The following is a 16,130-nucleotide window of genomic DNA, read 5'->3' on the forward strand; positions in this document are numbered from 1 at the left end:
TCGGTGACATGACGCGGCGAGACGAAGGCTTATTTTGTGTATGGAGCGGAAGGGCTAATCGGGCGGGAAGACAGCATGGGCCGCTACCAGAGCTATCACTATGATCTGCGTGGAAGCACGACGCTGCTGACTGATGAGAACGTACGCGTGACAGACCGTTATACGTACGGATTGTACGGAGAGCGGGAGCATCACGAAGGGACAACGCGGCAGCCGTTTTGCTATAATGGACGAGACGGCGTCATGACCAATCCGAACGGCCTTTACTACATGCGGGCGCGGTATTATCATACCGGCATCAAGCGGTTTTTGAACCGGGATGTGCTGCGTGGAAGCATTTTAGAAGGGCAGACCTTTAACCGGTTTGGGTATGTGAATGGCGATCCGGTGAGTTTGATTGATCCGTTTGGGTTAGAGGCAATGAGTGAGTGCTCCAAGGGGAAGGCTAAAGATAAAGCTGTAGTAATTACTCTTAAGTTTGATAAAAAATGCCTAAAAACTATTTTGAAAGAAAGGCAAAAAAATTAAAAGAACTAGGGGATCAAGGTTTATTATACAAAGCTCAAAATCCAGTATCTAGAAACCCTAATATAACAAAACAATATCGACAAGACATGATAAAGAGAATATGGAATCAATACGGCAAGGGAAATCCTGTTTTTGCTAAAAAATTAATTAAAAGAATAACTAGTGATATGCAGCCGGATCATGTTTGGGAATTACAATTAGGTGGGCCTGATACTGTTAAGAATTTAAAATTTTTAGATACATTTACGAACTGGCATATAGGTGTTAAGCAAATTAGACCGCAGATTCGAGACTTGCCTACAGGTACAAAAATTAAAATTAAAATTGATATGGGAGGGTAAGAAAAATGGACGAAAAATTACTATCTATTATTAGAAAGTTGAGAGGAAATTTGCTGGATGAACCCGAAAGTATAATCTATGCTGAAATAAATGAAGGTAATACAAAAATTATTACAGATAACGATTATCTTAAAGATTATTATGATTTTTTAAGGGAAGCTGATGGTGCACGATGTGGAATGTTCGACCTGTGGTCATTTGGAGAGTTATCAAAGCATCAATTTCGTATATCTGATTTCTCTGGAGCAGAAGAAAAATGGATTGAAATTGGACAGGTTTTATATGAACCGGTAGTAATTAATAAAGAATCTGGACAAGTATACCTCTTCAATCAAGAAGAACCTGATACTGAAGGGAGAGACCTAGGATCTGTAAGTGATTTTCTGGCCAATTATGTATTCGGTCCCCAATACGGTGAGTTAGTACCGAATGCTGATTCTGAAGAATGGTATCTATTCCTTAAGAAGAATTTACCGTTGTAGTTGTAAAGCGGATAATTCTTTTCAGCCAAAAATTTAATGACAATGATCTTGGACTGTCAAGCACTAACTTTTAGATTGAGCCCGATTAAAAACTGTTTTGAGAAATTGAAATAATAATTTATAAGTCCATTCCGACTGGCAATTTGAGAAGGAATAGGCTTTTTTCTTAAATCTTACTTTTAACCGCTCTGGTCACGTGAATGGCGATCCGGTTATTTTAATTGACGCATTTGGTACCTTAGTAATAGATAGAGTCTTCTATAAAGCATGTGATTAGTACGTTGAAGAAAAATCCATTTGATAAAATAAATCTATTTAAATAAAAACATGGAGGTGCACAAATGTTTATTAAGGGACTTCATTTTGATAATTGGGTTAATGGCAGAGACAAAGGGGAATTTATACAGGATCAAAATCAAGATTTGAATTGGGGAATGATAGAGAAAATACTAACGGAGCTTAATGGGGATAACAAAACGCAGGTCGTGCTAAGCAAGGATGAAGATATTCATATGGGGATAGGTGGCGGCAATTCGGGTTTATACAATGTATATGCGACTTTCGACAATGTATCTTTTTTTAATCTATTAGATTCATCAAAATCCGAAGATAAAATCATTCAACTTGTAACAGGAGGACAGAAAGGAGATTTTTCTGCAAATAATTGCGTTGATTTGGAAACTATGCTTAAAGCTGCTAAACTATTTGCGCTAGAAGGGGAAATTAATGATCGTTTAAATTGGCAGCATGTATAATAGCTTTGAGGTGATCTAACTTTGCCATCCAAAGATACGTATTCTATTGGTGAAGCGGCTAAAATAGTCGGCTCCACCGTTAAAACGATTCGGTATTACGATGAAATCGGGCTGATTAAGCCATCCCTTCATACAGAAGGAGGCCATCGCCTTTATATAGCAAAGGACTTATGGAGGCTGGAGCTAATCTCTACGCTTCGTTTCCTGAATTTCGGAATACCGGATATCCGTAAGCTGATGAGTGGGGAATTGGGTATGGATCAGGCGCTCGACTTGCAGATTGAAGCGTTGGAAACCCAGGTATATACGCTGAATGCCATGCTTTCGATTTTGCATCAGGCGAAGCAGCACGAAACCGAAACCAAAGCTTCCGGTGATACTAGGCAATCTCTTGGTTACGTATCAAGCCTAGTTGAGTCGCTTACGGCAAATGCTGAAAGGCGGAAACAATTCGTTTCCGCCAAAATGGATGAATCCCGTCTGCTGGAAGGCATTCCACAGGAGTGGAGAGACCGCTGGCATGGAACGAGCTTCAGAAAATGATAGGTGATCCTGAGTATTTAGCCGATCTGGCTCGCTGCGAGCTCCCCTTTTTCACAATGGTCCACCATCCGCAGGTGCAGGCGGAAATCTGGGTCAAGAAAATGGAACAAATCCACGTCCGGGCTTCCGAAGCTTTGAAAAAACAGTGGCCAGCGCAGCCCTTCAGTGAAACCGATGCGAGTAGTTTTTCGTTAGCTGAAAAAGTAACTTCCTCTGTCATGCTTCGTTATACTTTGTCTGGCTGTTTATATAGAAGAAAGGCATCAACGATCGTCTATTTTGAAAATGAATTATCCAAACCTTACATTCCAAGTCACATTGTTGAGCTTTACTCCAATAAATCTGTCAAAATCCCAGCAAAAGTTGCGGAACCGCAATAAACTTGCGGTCGTAATTGCGTTTTTTTACGGTGAAATTACCGTTCATATGGGGTAAGGTTATAAGACAAGCAGTGGTTACCGGCAGAAGATCAGAGAAACGGGGTTATGCCATAACGTCTTATCAATCAGGGAGGCGACAATTAGGTGAGAAGGACAATGATTAAGGTAGACTCGGTATGTAAAGCTTATGGCTCAAATCAGGCAGTCGATAATATTTCCTTGCGGATAAAAGAAGGAGAGTTATTTGGCATTATTGGTACGAACGGCGCTGGAAAGACGACGCTGCTCGAAATGCTGATGGGACTGCGTCAGCCCGACAAGGGACAAATCGAGGTGCTTGGCATTAATCCGGCTGTAGAAGCAACTGAGCTTCAGGAGCATATTGGCCTTCATTTGCAAAGTATATCGCTGGTGGATAAGCTGAGTGTGAGGGAGGCGCTGGAAATGTTCCGTTCCTTCTATAAATGTTCAACTGAAATGGAAGAGATTATTGACCGCTTTGGTTTGGAAAGCTACTTGGATCGTCCAGTTAGGCGTCTATCTGGTGGCTGGCGGCAGCGTGTGGCACTGGCGATTTCTGTCGTCAACAACCCAAAGATTATTTTTCTGGACGAACCGACTACCGGGCTGGACATGCAGGCGAGAGAAGAATATTGGTCCATCATATTGGAGCTCAAGCGCCAAGGGAAAACGATTGTTTTGTCCTGCCATGATATGGGGGAAATGCAGCATCATTGTGATCGCATTGCCGTGCTGCGCCAAGGAAATTTAGTGAAATGCGATACCCCAAAGCGATTAATTTCGCAAATTCCAGCCGGTGGTTTAACGATGGAAGCCGTATATGTCCATTTTGCTTACGCGGGAGCCGTGTAACAGCAGCAGTTGGAAGGAGGGCTTAACATTCATGAACCGGGATCGTGACACCACAGGCCCATTTGTCAATCGTGCCGACATGCTCAGGAAACGAATGGAAATGATCGCTGTGCTGGTGAACCGAATAAACGAGGAGGAGATGGAACAGGAGCGGCTGAATTCAAAGAGGAAGGCGGGTATTATTTCTAATATATTGAAAAATGTTGGTACGTTTTTACTCCATCGTGTAAAATAGAAAAATCTTGAAACGATGGGGGTCTAAAGTTGGAGGACTGTGTACCTAAAATCGAATTTGAAATGCGAGAGATGGTCAAACGCCATTTTACAGTTGATTCTTTAATTCAGTACGCCTATTTATTTTTAATGGACCGGCTGAATGAGCAGCTTCCTTTTGGACGTTTGACCGTGCTTCACTACCGGATGTTCGGCGGTGAAGGGGCGGCAGTATATCGTGCGGCGGCAGCCGTTGAATTTCTTATTTTAGCGACCGATATATTCGATGATTTACAGGATCAGGATGCGCCAAAGCAGGCCTGGTCTGAAGCTCCTCTGCCTATAGCGCTGCATCTTGCAGCCGCTTTTTTGACCCTTTCGCAGCAAGCGATGATGGATTCTGAATTCGATAGCTCCCATGTGCAAACAACAATGAAAATGATGAACCTTCAACTCCTGCAAGCGGCCAATGGGCAAATGATGGATTTGATGAACGCTGTATCAGATGAACACTCTTATTTTCAATCCATTAAGCAAAAGTCGGCAGCCTTGATCGTTCATGCGTGCATGACAGGCGTTATGCTGACCGGTCGAGGCTGGCATCCGATTGTTGCGGAGTATGCCGTTGAGGTAGGAATGGCGGCTCAAATTAAAAATGACATTCGTGATCTGCTTCGCTGGGATGAGAAAAATGACTTTTTGCAGCGGAAGAAGACGCTTCTTACTTTGTACATGCTTGAGGATGCTGTAGATCAGCATAATTGGATCAGGGATTATTTTGAAGGTCGCTTGAATGAGGCTGATGTAGCTGATAAGCGCGGACTGTTTGAGGAAGCGTATGAAAAATCCGGCGCCATGCTGTACGGCTTAGTTGTGATGCGTACACATTATAACCGTTTTATGGAGCTCATGGAATCGGTTCCTGAAGTGGCCGTGCACAAGGAAATGCTGTTAAGCATATTGGCTAAAGAATAGCTTCGCCATAACACCGCAATGGTAGTTGCGGTAAATACGAACTAGATTTGCGTTTGCTTACCTATCATTTCCTGCTATAGTTATCTACAGAAAGACCTTTACACATTCCAAGGAGGAGTTCCAGTGTTGAAAGAATATATTCGTTCTTTAGCCAAAGACTCGCAATTGATGGATTTAGCAATAAGCGGGAACTTGCAAATGGCTGGAGTAACTCCAGCGGAGAAAAAAGCGATTTTTGAAACCCTGAGCATTCAAGCAGATAAGAAAGATAATTACCAAATGGTCTACTGGACATAAGGTAATGCGCTGCATGAATTTAGGGGAGAAAGATGAAGCTGTTGCGCTCAAGGAATCTATTGCTTTTTCTCTTCCTGAGTGGATTATTCGCTTTACTTGGTTACCTTACAGTCGTTATCATTAGCGATCCGTTTATTGGTATAGTGACTGTGAAAAATTCGCAAGGTGAATACTTGGTAGAGTCGCTTGAGCCAGCAGGACAAGCTGTTTTGAAGGGTATTCAACTTGGGGATGTTATTGATGAAGTTAATGGAAAGCCAGCTGGACAAAATGTTAATATCATCAAGTTTTCTTCCGTAGAGAGAGTTGAGAGCATTGTCGTTAGTGAAAAAGCTGGCGAACAAAGGCTAGTGACTTTCAATCGAGGTTGGAACGGTGATCATACAGGTTTGGAGCTGCTCATTCAGCTTTATATTCCATGGGCTTCCCTGTTGTTGTTTCTGGGGCTATCCACCTTCCTGTATAGGAAAAGGAAAAATGATAATGCTGCCATTATGCTCATATTGTTTTTCTTGGCGATTGGGCTGAGTTACTTTTCTTCAGCCGCAGCCTATCGTAATGATTTGGTAGGCGTTACCGTCATGTATGCAGTCATTCCATTTGTAGCTATTTTGTTCCTGCTATTTATGAATATGTACCTGCGAAGATATGGCATGATTTTTATTAGCCCTAAGCTAATATGGTATCTGTCGGTAGCTTTCAGTATTGTTTCCTTGTTTTGCCTCGTCTATATTTGGACGAATTTTATTCCGGAGAAAGTATTTCTAAACGCTAGAATGGTATATCATGCCACACTGATAGTCGGGAATTTCATTTGTGTCTATCAGTTGTTTAGGAAGTACTTTTATTATCGGAGTAGCAGGTTCAACTCTTTATTCAAAATAACGCTAACCTCGCATTTGGTTGCTTTTACTCCATTTACGACGATGAATTTATTGCCGTTGTTGGGAGGAAACATTCAAATTTTGCCGGCGGCGTTCACAGCACCGTTTTTGTTCGTGCTGCCGATCGTTTACTTTTATTTATTAACATCCAACCAATTGTTTGATGTTGATTTTATATTGACCCGCTTTAAGTATTATACATTGCTGTCCTTGTTGCCAGCGCTTATCGTTACATTGGCGTTTGCTGCGATTGTAAGTGGGGACGTTGTATTCTCTTGGGTCAGATGGCTTCAAATCTTTATCGTTAGTTACGTTGTTATGACCCTGTTTCTTTATTCCAAGGAGCAGATTGATCATAAATTTCGTCCCAAGCTTTTTAAAGCCATGTACAGCTACCAAGACAGCCTCGATCGTTTCTCACGCAAAATTGCACGAGTCATGAAACGGGATGATCTGGAGATGGTGCTGAAAGAAGAAATTGGGGCATTGCTTCCGGCTAGCCGAATTGATTTTCTCATTGTAGACCAGATCGAAGCAGTGGTTAACCCGGTAGGAGAGAAGGAAGACGAGCAGAGTACAGCTATTTTTCTGCTGCAAGTGTCTGATTCGCTTCAAGTCGGGGAAGTCGTTGAGCTGCCTCATGGTCTGGGACTAGTTATTGGCTGCCAGAAGTCAAAGCAGTACATCGTATGGATTGGCTCCAAAACCAACCATACCCGCTTCAATTCAGATGAGCTTCGTTGGCTCAAGACGCTTGCGAATTATGCAAGTATCGTGTTTGAAAACTTATATCTGATTGAAAGCTTAATCGAGGATTTGGAATCTGAGGTTAAGAAAGAGCAGGCGACAACACCTTGGATTTTAAGATTGTTGTTTTGCCTCTCGGAAAATGAACGGCGGAAGCTTGCAGCAGATCTTCATGACTCTGCGCTTCAAGACCAGTTATTGTGGTACCGTAGGCTGGAAGCACTCATGCTGGACCATCCGATTACGGAAAAGCTTGAAGTCGAGCTTGACGAAATCAAAGAAGGGCTGCTTGATGTCATCCATCAAATTCGGGAAACCTGCAATGAGTTAAGACCGCCGCTGCTTAAGGAAATGGGCATTGTTGAAGCATTGGAGTCGATTATTGAGCATACGCAAATGAGAAACAATTTTGCGGTGGATTTTCGGGCCAAGCCTTTCGACAACCTGCTTAACGAAGAGCAGATTACAGCGATTTATCGCATTGTCCAAGAGTTGCTTCGCAATGCTGATAAGCATGCGCGTGCCAATCTGGTCACGCTAGAATTAGAGCAGCGAACAAACATGGTTTATTTTCACTATAAGGACGATGGGGTCGGCATGGATGTCGATTATATGGAGGCTTCTTTCGAGCATATGGGTTTATCCGGTATTAAAGAAAGAGTCGCTAGCCTTGAAGGTGAAATAACATTCCGGTCGAAACGTGGAAAAGGTCTTGAGGTCATTATAATATTGCCGCAAAATATGACGACTGGCCGATCGGAAAGGGGTTTGCTGCGTGATTCGTATCTTATTAGTTGATGATCATCCATCTGTTGGAGAAGGCACCAAAACGATGATTGAACAAGATCCTGAAATGAAGGTGACGGTTGTATTATCGGCCATGGAAGCACTGGATGCGATTAGCAACGAAGGCTTTGACATTATTTTATGTGACTTGAACATGCCAGGCATTAGCGGTCTTGAGCTTGCAAAACGTTTGATTCAGCAGGATCCAGATCGCAAAGTGCTTATATATACTGGGTATGAAATTAGTACGCACTATAATTTATTGATTGAATGCGGCGTTTCCGGCTTTATCTCTAAGACGGTCTCGCGAGAACAGCTGCATAACGCCATTCGATGCGCTATGCGAGGGGAAGCGGTTATTCCGATTTCACTACTCAAGCAGCTGCGACGCAACGAAGTCAAAATTACGCGTGCTGAGAAGGTAATTGAAGAAGTATCGATCAAAGAACGCGATCAGGATATTTTGCAGCAGGTCGCGTACGGCAATAGCAACAAAGATATTGCCATTAAGCTGCATATGAGTCAGCGTACTGTAGAGTACCATCTAACCCGGATATTTGAAAAGCTTAACGTTAGGTCCCGATCGGAAGCGATCGCTGAGGCAAAACGGCTTGGTATTATCCGACTTGAGCAATTTGTCCCTTGAGTTTTACCGTCGCTGCCTATATATTCGATAGGCAATGACATTTTCATATTGGGATAGCTGCGGCAATATTTGCAAGCTGCAGTCACTTGATCCCCCCAGTAATACCCTAACATTGGTTTCCCTCTCAATGCTTGCGCTTTTATAGCGCAAGCATCTTTTTATATTTTTTTAACGACCACGTTCACCAGCACTTTTTAATATAAAAAAAGAACATTAACCCATTCGTCTAGCTTGTGAATGGTTAATGCTCTGCAAAGTTATTCTAAAGAGGAAGTGATGTAGCAGATATTATTCACTAAGCGTTTCCCATTGCTCATAGGCTTCGCTTAATGCGATGCGCTTCTGGTCGATTTGCGACTGGATTTCCTGGATCCGCATGTAATCGTTGAAAATAGCTGGGTCTGTCAGCTGCAGCTCCAAATCCGCAATGGCTTGCTCCAGGTCGGCAATATCAGCTTCTACCTGCTCCAGCTTGCGCTGACGGCTGCGTTCTTCTCGCTTTGCCTGCTTGTCCAGCGCGTAATCGCTAACGTTGTCAGAAGACGCAGCTGCTTTATTGCTTGATGCAGCCCGCTTAGCCGCTTCCTCCAGCCGCGCTTCTTCGAGTTCATGCTTTTTCTCTATCATTTCGTCATAATTTCCTAGGAAATGTTCGGTGCCCTTAGGTGTCAGTTCGACAATACGCTCCGCCATTTTATTAAGGAAATATCGGTCATGAGAAATAAAGAGCAGCGTGCCTTCATAATCGAGCAAAGCGGATTCCAGCACTTCCTTGCTGTATAAATCCAAATGGTTGGTAGGCTCGTCCAAAATGAGCACATTGGCTTGAGCCAGCATGAGCTTTGCTAGTGATACGCGAGCCTTCTCGCCGCCACTGAGCGCCGAAATGCGTTTGAGCACATCTTCGCCGCTAAATAGAAAGCTGCCAAGAACAGTCCGAATACGGGATTCCTCCATATGGGGGTAGAGCCCCCAAACCTCTTCCAGTACAGTATTGGTCTGATTAAGTCCGGTATGCTCCTGATCGTAATATCCGAGCTTGACGTTGGAGCCCCAGGCGATGCTGCCGCTCGACGGCTGGCGCTGACCGACAATCGTCTTGAGCAATGTCGATTTGCCAATGCCGTTAGGCCCGATAAGAGCTACCGTCTCGCCACGCTGCAAGCGGAAGGAGACATGCTGAAACAAGGGCTTGTTTTTCTCGTCGAACAGCACGGATAAATCGGACACCTGCAGCACATCTTTGCCGGTTTGGCGCTCAATTTGGAACGTGAAATTAGCTTTCTTTAAATCGCCCAGCGGTTTGTCGAGCACGTCCATTTTGTCGAGCGCTTTACGGCGGCTCTGAGCGCGTTTCGTAGTAGAGGCACGGACAATGTTGCGCTGAATGAACTGCTCCATCTTGGCGATTTCGTCCTGCTGCTTCTCAAACTGCTTTAAATCGCTTTCGTATTCTGCGGCCTTCAGGTCAATATAGCGGCTGTAGTTGCCAGTATACCGTTTAGCGGAATGCCGTTCGATTTCGACAATCGTCTGCACAAGCGCATCAAGGAAATAGCGGTCATGAGAAACGACAAGGATGGCGCCAGAATAGCTGCGTAAGTAGCCTTCGAGCCAAGTGAGCGTCGGAATATCCAAATAGTTGGTCGGCTCATCGAGCATGAGTAAATCAGGCGCTTGAAGCAAAATACGGGCGAGTGCCAGCCTCGTCTTCTGACCGCCGCTCAGCGTATGGATAGGTGTATCCGGCGGAAAAGTACCGAAGCCCATGCCGTGGAGAACGCTGTTGATGCGCGTATTGATTTCAAAGCCGCCTTGCTCGCGGAACCAGTCGGAGCGGCGGGAATAGCGGTCGAGCACCTCTTCATATCGCTTCGGCTGTTCATGCAGCACAGGATCAGCAATTTGCTGCTCCAGATCGCGCAGCTCCTGCTCAGCCTCCAGTAAATGAGCGAACACAGCGCGCATTTCGGCTTCAATGGTGCGGTCGGATTGCAGGCCGCTGTTTTGAGCCAAATAGCCGAGCCGCGTTTCCTTGGCTTTGTGGATGGCGCCGGAGTCGAAAGACAGCTCTCCGGCAATGATTTTTAACAGTGTGGACTTGCCGGCGCCATTGACGCCAACGAGTCCGATGCGCTCGCGTTCAAGCACCTGCATCGTAATATTTGATAATATGGGATCTACACCGTAGCTTTTACTTATATTAGAAACTTGAAGCAGCATGAAAAATACCTCCAACGAATAATTGCTTAGCTTTTGCTTGCTTGCTGTTTCATTATATATTACCACAAATGCAAGCCGCCATTGGCGAAAGTTGCATAACAATGGTAAACTGAACATAATCGAAATTGAGGAATTGGAAAGGCAGAATAGCGGTTATGGCGGACAATGAAAAATCGCAAATTAAAGCGGAGAAACAGCGTATTCGAGCGGATGCTGCTAAAGTCCGTGATCGCCTGTCGAAGCAGGATCGGGCATTATGGTCCGGGCTTGCTTGCGGCGCGTTAAGCCAGTGGCTGGAAGCGCACCCACAGCAGCGCGAAATCATGTGTTATGTTCCGTTTCGCTCCGAGCTGGATATGTGGCCGCTAATGGACTGGTTGTGGTCAACAGGACGTGAAGTAATCGTGCCTCGTTGCCATCCGCTTGATCGCTCGATGACACTGTACCGATTGCAATCGCCAGCAGATTTGATGGAGGGCGCATACGGAATCCGTGAGCCTGATCCGGCAAAATGCGAGGAGCTTCCGCAGGGGCATGTGCCAGACAGCATCATCGTCCCCGGCATTCGGTTTGACCGCATGGGCGGACGAATGGGGTATGGCGGAGGCTATTATGATCGCTTCGCCGAGCGGGCAGGCGAAGCAGGGAAGCACGCGATATGGATTGGCGCAGCTTTTGAGGCGCAGGTTGCAGAGCAGGTTCCGATGCAGGAGCACGATTTGAAGATGAACGGAATCGTAACGGAATCCGGGATTCATTTCATATAAAAGCCGTGAGGGGGAGAGTGTGCTGTGGGGTTGACGCATTTTAACGAGCAGGGCAGAGCCAAAATGGTGGATGTAAGCGATAAGGACGTTACGTCTCGCAGCGCTACAGCACAGACGACCGTTACGATGCACAGCGAGACGCTGGAACGGATTAAAGCGGGAACGATAGGCAAAGGCGATGTGCTGGCCGTCTCTCAGGTTGCAGCTATTATGGCCGCAAAAAAAACATCGGACGTCATTCCAATGTGTCATCCGCTTCCATTGACTGGCGTGGATGTGCGCTTTGACGACAATGGCGCAGATGAGCTCTACATACAGGCATCCGTGAAAACAACAGGTAAAACTGGGGTCGAGATGGAGGCGCTGACGGCGGTTTCGATCGCCGCGCTTACCGTTTACGATATGTGCAAAGCAATCCAGAAGGATATGGTGATTGGCCCAACACATCTTGTTTCAAAAACCGGTGGCAAAAACGGCGATTACCAGTTTCAAGCGGAAGCAGACTCGAGAGAAAAATAAAGCAGGGCGGCTGTTTCCAGCGATGGAATCACCCATGATCGGACAAGGGATGGGAGGAACGGTATATGCAGTGGAAAGTGGCTATTTTGACGGCTAGTGATAAAGGCTCGCGCGGTGAACGTGAAGATACGAGCGCTCAAGTTATCAGGGAACTGGTAGAGGAGGAGCTTGGCGGCGTTATTGTCGATTATCGCATCGTTCCGGATGAGCAGGATGAAATTATGGCAGCCATCATTGAGATGACCGAATATTATCAGGCGGATTTACTGCTGACAACGGGAGGGACAGGCCTTGCGATCCGTGATGTGACGCCTGATGCTACATTGCGCGTGGTTGATCGGGTCATTCCAGGGCTGGCAGAAGCGATGAGGTTTGGCGCTATTCAAAAGACGAGAAGCGCGATGCTGTCCAGAGGCGTATGCGGCATCCGTGGCAAGTCGCTGATTGTGAATTTGCCGGGCAGCCCGAAAGGCGTCCATGAAAGCTTAATGGCCATTATGGATCAGCTGCCTCAGGCGCTTGAGATTATTTCCGGTACACAGGGCGAGGACGTGCTATGAGCAGCTCCGGACAGCAAGAGCAGCAGCAAGAGCAGCAAAAGCAAGCAGTCACAGCGGCTGAGCTGAGTTTGGAAAGCAAGACGGTGCTAAAGGAAGTATCCATCTACGATGCTATTGGTTTGCGGCTGGCTCATGACCTGACCCGTATTGTGCCGGGCGAGTTTAAAGGCCGAATTTTTAAAAAAGGCCATATTATAACCGAAGCCGATATTCCCAATCTGCTCGATATTGGCAAGGAGCATATTTACATTATGGAGCTTGCCGATGGCGAGCTTCATGAGGATGATGCTGCAAGCAGGATGGCAAAGGCGCTTAGCGGAGACGGCATTTGGCTTAGCGAGCCGCATGAAGGCAAAGTAAGCATGAAATCAGAGCTGCTGGGGCTCGTCGAGGTTGACGAAGCATTGGTGCATGCGATTAATTCGCTGGGTGAAATTGCGCTTGCGACGGTAAAGACGAATAGCGTAGTGAAGAAGGACGGGCAGCTCGCGGCTACTCGCGCCATACCGCTTGTCGTGCCGGAGTCCAAGGTAGAGGAAGTGGAGCGGCTGGCGGCTGAATATCGCTCGGCACATAAGGGCGCTGCTCCACTTCGGGTAAAGCCGTTTCGCAAGCTGCGAGTTGGTCTGCTTACGACGGGTGGAGAAGTATACGGCGGAAGGATCGAGGATAAATTCGGTCCCGCTGTCCGCAGCAAGCTGGAAGCCTTCGGCTCAGAGGTCATCGAGCAGCGTTTTGCACCCGACGACAAGCAGGTGATCGTTAATGAAATTAACTATTTGCTTAGGCAAGATTATGATATGATATTGGTAACAGGCGGAATGTCTGTCGATCCTGACGACCGCACACCAGGCGCAATTAAGGCGTCGGGTGCACACATTGTTAGTTATGGAACGCCGATGCTGCCTGGCTCCATGCTGTTAATGGGTTATTTGAACGAAGTGCCAATACTTGGCTTACCGGGATGCGTCATGCATGACCCGTTTACTTCATTCGATGTCCTGCTGGCACGCATACTTGCTGGGCATCAAATTGTGAAGGAAGATATTACACAGCTCGGTTATGGCGGTTTGTACGGATGCTGAGTTTGGACAGACATCCAAGAGTGAGAAGGAGGTAGACGATTATGCCATCTATTGGTGCAACGGGAATTATTTTGCTGGTGCTAGTGGCCCTGCTGTTGTTTGGTCCTAACAAGCTTCCTGAATTGGGTAGAGCTTTCGGTCGGACGCTTAAGGAATTTAAAGCAGGTGCAAGAGATGTATTGGATGACGAGCCTAAGGAAAAAGAGGAGAAACGGATCGACGTTTCCAAATCAGAAAATACTGAGTCGAATAACAAGCGGCTGCCGGATTAATCGGGCCCGCTTTTTTTCTGGAAGGAGATTGTGACAGATGGGAATCAGGCAAGACAAAGCTACCGAACAACCCTTTAATCGCGAACGGCTGCGTGAGGAAGGCCTGATGCCGCTGCTGGAGCATATCGGAGAGCTTCGCAAACGGATTTTTTATATGCTGCTTGTTATTTTGGTCGGTCTTATTGCCGGATTGTTTGTGGCCAAGCCTGCATACGATTTCATTATGAGCCTTGAGCCAGCGCGCTCTCTGCCGATGCATACGTTTTCCTTGTGGGATGGCGTCGGCGTCTATATGAAATTTGCGCTCGTCATTGCGCTTATTATTACGATTCCGTTTACGGCATATCAGCTATGGGCATTCGTTAAGCCGGCTTTGCATGTGAAGGAACAGCGGGCAACGCTTAAATATATTCCATTCGCTTTATTGATGTTTTTGGTGGGATTGTCGTTTTCTTATTTTGTCGTTTTTCCACTCGCGTTCCATTTTACCAGAAATGTATCGGACAGTTTGAATTTGGTGGAGACGTTCGGAATTATTCAATATTTCACCTTTATGTTTAATATTTTGATTCCGATTTCGCTTTTATTTGAGCTTCCGCTGGTCATTATGTTTTTGACCGCAATCCGGATTTTGAATCCGATTCGTTTGCGCAAAATGCGCCGTATCTCTTATTTTATTATGATTTTTATTGGGGTTGTAGTGACGCCGCCCGATTTTGTATCGGATGCGCTCGTTGCTATCCCATTAATCGGCTTATATGAAATGAGCGTCTTCCTGTCCGCTGCAATATACCGCAAGCAGCTTGCGGCAGACAAACTGCGGGAAGAGGAAATGAATGAAGAAGCGTCATAGCTTCATGCGATCGGCATGATAAAAATCCCTGTATCCGTTGCTTTTATGGCAGCGGGCACAGGGATTTTTATCATTTATTTGGCTGAAGCTCGACTTAATAAGCTAGCTGGAAATCATAATTTTCATGTTGACAATTTTTGAAGCAAAATATATTATTAAAACAGTTGTTTAAATCGATTGTTTAAAACATTTGTTTAAACCGGATAAATAGACACAGACAGGATGGGATTGGCGATGAAAAACACGATTCAAGCTTTTATGAAGCGTCCAACAACAATTGTTGGTATTATTACGGCGCTTATGTTTCAAATTGTATTTTCAGTTATATGGATGACAGGTTATAATGGAGTGACCGATCGTATTGATAAATTGCATATTGCAGTAGTCAATGAGGATCAACAGTTCGGCACGCAAATTGCAGGCTCCTTGGTTAGCAGCTTGCCTTTCCAAATGTCGCAGCCATCCAGTCTTGAGGATGCGAAGCAGCAGCTTAACGCACGCGAGCTGCAAATGATCATTTATTTCCCTGCTGATTTTACGCAAAAGGCGATGGCAGCAGATGGCAAAGCGGATATTGGCTATATTATTAATGAATCCAATCCTGCATTAATTAAATCTATTATGAGCGGCGTTGCCGCAGAAGTAACGAAAGAAGCTAATGCACAGGCGATAGAGCAAGGTATTGCCGGTACGCTTGGCAAGGCGGGTATTCCGACGGAGCAGGCGGCAATTGCCGGTCAAAGCTTAGCGGAACGTATTACGGCGAACATTGAATCGACCAACCAAGTCAAAGGCATGAACAATCAGATGGTTCCGATGATGATGGTACTAGCTTCTTATGTCGGCGCGATGATTATGGGGATGAACCTGGAGCAATCGTCGATGATGGTTAGTGCTGGGGCAGGCCGCTGGAAGCGTTTTGCAGCTCGCAGCATCATTACGGCAGGATCGGCAATTTTCGTTTCTCTGATTGGTTCTTCTTTGCTTGCTGCATTCAATGGACAAATGGAGCAGGGCTTCTTGAAGCTGTGGCTGTTCCAGCTCATGTTCGTGCTTGCTTTTATGTTTGTTTCTCAAATGTTCCTGTACGTGTTCGGCATGGCTGGCATGCTGTTTAATATTATTGCGCTGTCTGCGCAGCTCGTTTCTTCCGGCGCAATTGTGCCGCGTGAGCTGCTCCCAGATTTCTATGTAAAGCTTGGAGAAGCGCTTCCTGCAACTTATGCAGTTGAGGGGCTAATGAATGTGCTGTTCGGTGGCACGGGCATCGGAAGCGAGGTCGCAGCACTGGCTATTATTGCGATCGTCGGATTTGTGATCAGCATGGCAGCGGTTGGCTTGAAGAAGCAAGCTGTGATGAAGCCAGGGCAGATGGCAATGAAGTCTAATTAATTCGTTTCC

At 45.8% G+C, this 16,130-nt stretch carries 20 protein-coding genes; 19 read left to right on the forward strand and 1 reads right to left on the reverse strand.

Annotation, left to right across the window (positions count from 1 at the left end; genetic code table 11):
- Positions 1 to 36: 36 nt before the first annotated feature.
- From AC50Y5_RS26170 to AC50Y5_RS26225, 12 genes are all read left to right on the forward strand, one after another.
- Positions 37 to 528: an RHS repeat domain-containing protein gene (locus AC50Y5_RS26170; protein WP_494864187.1), complete on the forward strand. Its 492-nt coding sequence runs from the start codon at positions 37 to 39 to the stop codon at positions 526 to 528.
- The gene (locus AC50Y5_RS26175) at positions 489 to 869 is read left to right on the forward strand and encodes a hypothetical protein (protein ID WP_494864188.1); all 381 of its coding nucleotides are present in this window, start codon (positions 489 to 491) and stop codon (positions 867 to 869) included. Before AC50Y5_RS26170 ends, AC50Y5_RS26175 begins: the two co-directional genes overlap by 40 nt.
- Before the next feature lie 5 nt (positions 870 to 874).
- Positions 875 to 1,351: a hypothetical protein gene (locus AC50Y5_RS26180; protein WP_056043537.1), complete on the forward strand. Its 477-nt coding sequence runs from the start codon at positions 875 to 877 to the stop codon at positions 1,349 to 1,351.
- Positions 1,352 to 1,692: 341 nt separating this feature from the next.
- Positions 1,693 to 2,106, forward strand: coding sequence for an Imm1 family immunity protein (locus AC50Y5_RS26185; protein ID WP_056043539.1), 414 nt, complete (start codon positions 1,693 to 1,695; stop codon positions 2,104 to 2,106).
- A 21-nt stretch (positions 2,107 to 2,127) separates the two neighbouring features.
- Positions 2,128 to 2,649 (forward strand): MerR family transcriptional regulator, encoded by a 522-nt coding sequence (locus AC50Y5_RS26190; RefSeq protein WP_056043543.1) that lies wholly within the window; start codon positions 2,128 to 2,130, stop codon positions 2,647 to 2,649.
- A complete protein-coding gene (locus tag AC50Y5_RS26195) occupies positions 2,646 to 3,029 on the forward strand; it encodes a hypothetical protein (protein ID WP_056043546.1) in 384 nt (127 codons plus the stop codon). Before AC50Y5_RS26190 ends, AC50Y5_RS26195 begins: the two co-directional genes overlap by 4 nt.
- A 156-nt stretch (positions 3,030 to 3,185) precedes the next feature.
- Complete coding sequence (locus tag AC50Y5_RS26200; protein ID WP_056043548.1) at positions 3,186 to 3,902, forward strand: ABC transporter ATP-binding protein; 717 nt, start codon at positions 3,186 to 3,188, stop codon at positions 3,900 to 3,902.
- A 31-nt stretch (positions 3,903 to 3,933) separates the two neighbouring features.
- On the forward strand, positions 3,934 to 4,137 hold the full coding sequence (locus tag AC50Y5_RS26205; RefSeq protein WP_046229097.1) for a hypothetical protein: 204 nt from the start codon (positions 3,934 to 3,936) through the stop codon (positions 4,135 to 4,137).
- A 29-nt stretch (positions 4,138 to 4,166) separates the two neighbouring features.
- Entirely contained in the window at positions 4,167 to 5,090 is a 924-nt protein-coding gene (locus tag AC50Y5_RS26210) for a polyprenyl synthetase family protein (protein ID WP_056043552.1), read from the forward strand.
- 123 nt (positions 5,091 to 5,213) lie between these two features.
- Positions 5,214 to 5,387, forward strand: coding sequence for a competence pheromone ComX (comX, locus tag AC50Y5_RS26215; RefSeq protein WP_155973652.1), 174 nt, complete (start codon positions 5,214 to 5,216; stop codon positions 5,385 to 5,387).
- Between the two features lie 32 nt (positions 5,388 to 5,419).
- The gene (locus AC50Y5_RS26220; RefSeq protein ID WP_056043556.1) at positions 5,420 to 7,816 is read left to right on the forward strand and encodes a sensor histidine kinase; all 2,397 of its coding nucleotides are present in this window, start codon (positions 5,420 to 5,422) and stop codon (positions 7,814 to 7,816) included.
- Complete coding sequence (locus AC50Y5_RS26225; RefSeq protein WP_046229099.1) at positions 7,794 to 8,450, forward strand: response regulator transcription factor; 657 nt, start codon at positions 7,794 to 7,796, stop codon at positions 8,448 to 8,450. Before AC50Y5_RS26220 ends, AC50Y5_RS26225 begins: the two co-directional genes overlap by 23 nt.
- 288 nt (positions 8,451 to 8,738) lie before the next feature.
- On the opposite strand, the gene AC50Y5_RS26230 is transcribed toward AC50Y5_RS26225, so the two are convergent.
- Positions 8,739 to 10,673, reverse strand: coding sequence for an ABC-F family ATP-binding cassette domain-containing protein (locus AC50Y5_RS26230; protein WP_494864189.1), 1,935 nt, complete (start codon positions 10,671 to 10,673; stop codon positions 8,739 to 8,741).
- Between the two features lie 155 nt (positions 10,674 to 10,828).
- Here AC50Y5_RS26230 and AC50Y5_RS26235 point away from each other — a divergent pair, with 155 nt between their 5' ends.
- The 7 genes from AC50Y5_RS26235 to AC50Y5_RS26265 all read left to right on the forward strand — a co-directional run bounded on the left by AC50Y5_RS26235 (position 10,829) and on the right by AC50Y5_RS26265 (position 16,121).
- Complete coding sequence (locus tag AC50Y5_RS26235) at positions 10,829 to 11,440, forward strand: 5-formyltetrahydrofolate cyclo-ligase (protein WP_494864190.1); 612 nt, start codon at positions 10,829 to 10,831, stop codon at positions 11,438 to 11,440.
- Positions 11,441 to 11,464: 24 nt separating this feature from the next.
- On the forward strand, positions 11,465 to 11,959 hold the full coding sequence (gene moaC, locus AC50Y5_RS26240) for a cyclic pyranopterin monophosphate synthase MoaC (RefSeq protein ID WP_056043561.1): 495 nt from the start codon (positions 11,465 to 11,467) through the stop codon (positions 11,957 to 11,959).
- A gap of 65 nt (positions 11,960 to 12,024) precedes the next feature.
- Positions 12,025 to 12,519 carry a MogA/MoaB family molybdenum cofactor biosynthesis protein gene (locus AC50Y5_RS26245; protein WP_046229101.1) on the forward strand — a complete coding sequence of 165 codons (495 nt, stop codon included), beginning with the start codon at positions 12,025 to 12,027 and terminating at the stop codon, positions 12,517 to 12,519.
- A gap of 68 nt (positions 12,520 to 12,587) precedes the next feature.
- Positions 12,588 to 13,604 carry a molybdopterin-binding protein gene (locus AC50Y5_RS26250; RefSeq protein WP_494864305.1) on the forward strand — a complete coding sequence of 339 codons (1,017 nt, stop codon included), beginning with the start codon at positions 12,588 to 12,590 and terminating at the stop codon, positions 13,602 to 13,604.
- Between the two features lie 41 nt (positions 13,605 to 13,645).
- On the forward strand, positions 13,646 to 13,876 hold the full coding sequence (gene tatA, locus AC50Y5_RS26255) for a twin-arginine translocase TatA/TatE family subunit (protein WP_056043563.1): 231 nt from the start codon (positions 13,646 to 13,648) through the stop codon (positions 13,874 to 13,876).
- Positions 13,877 to 13,913: 37 nt separating this feature from the next.
- Positions 13,914 to 14,729, forward strand: a complete 816-nt coding sequence (tatC, locus tag AC50Y5_RS26260; protein WP_081419174.1) for a twin-arginine translocase subunit TatC — start codon at positions 13,914 to 13,916, stop codon at positions 14,727 to 14,729.
- Positions 14,730 to 14,963: 234 nt separating this feature from the next.
- Positions 14,964 to 16,121, forward strand: a complete 1,158-nt coding sequence (locus AC50Y5_RS26265) for a YhgE/Pip domain-containing protein (RefSeq protein ID WP_056043566.1) — start codon at positions 14,964 to 14,966, stop codon at positions 16,119 to 16,121.
- Positions 16,122 to 16,130 lie beyond the last annotated feature (9 nt).

It is taken from the genome of Paenibacillus sp. JT22N7 (assembly GCF_059383875.1).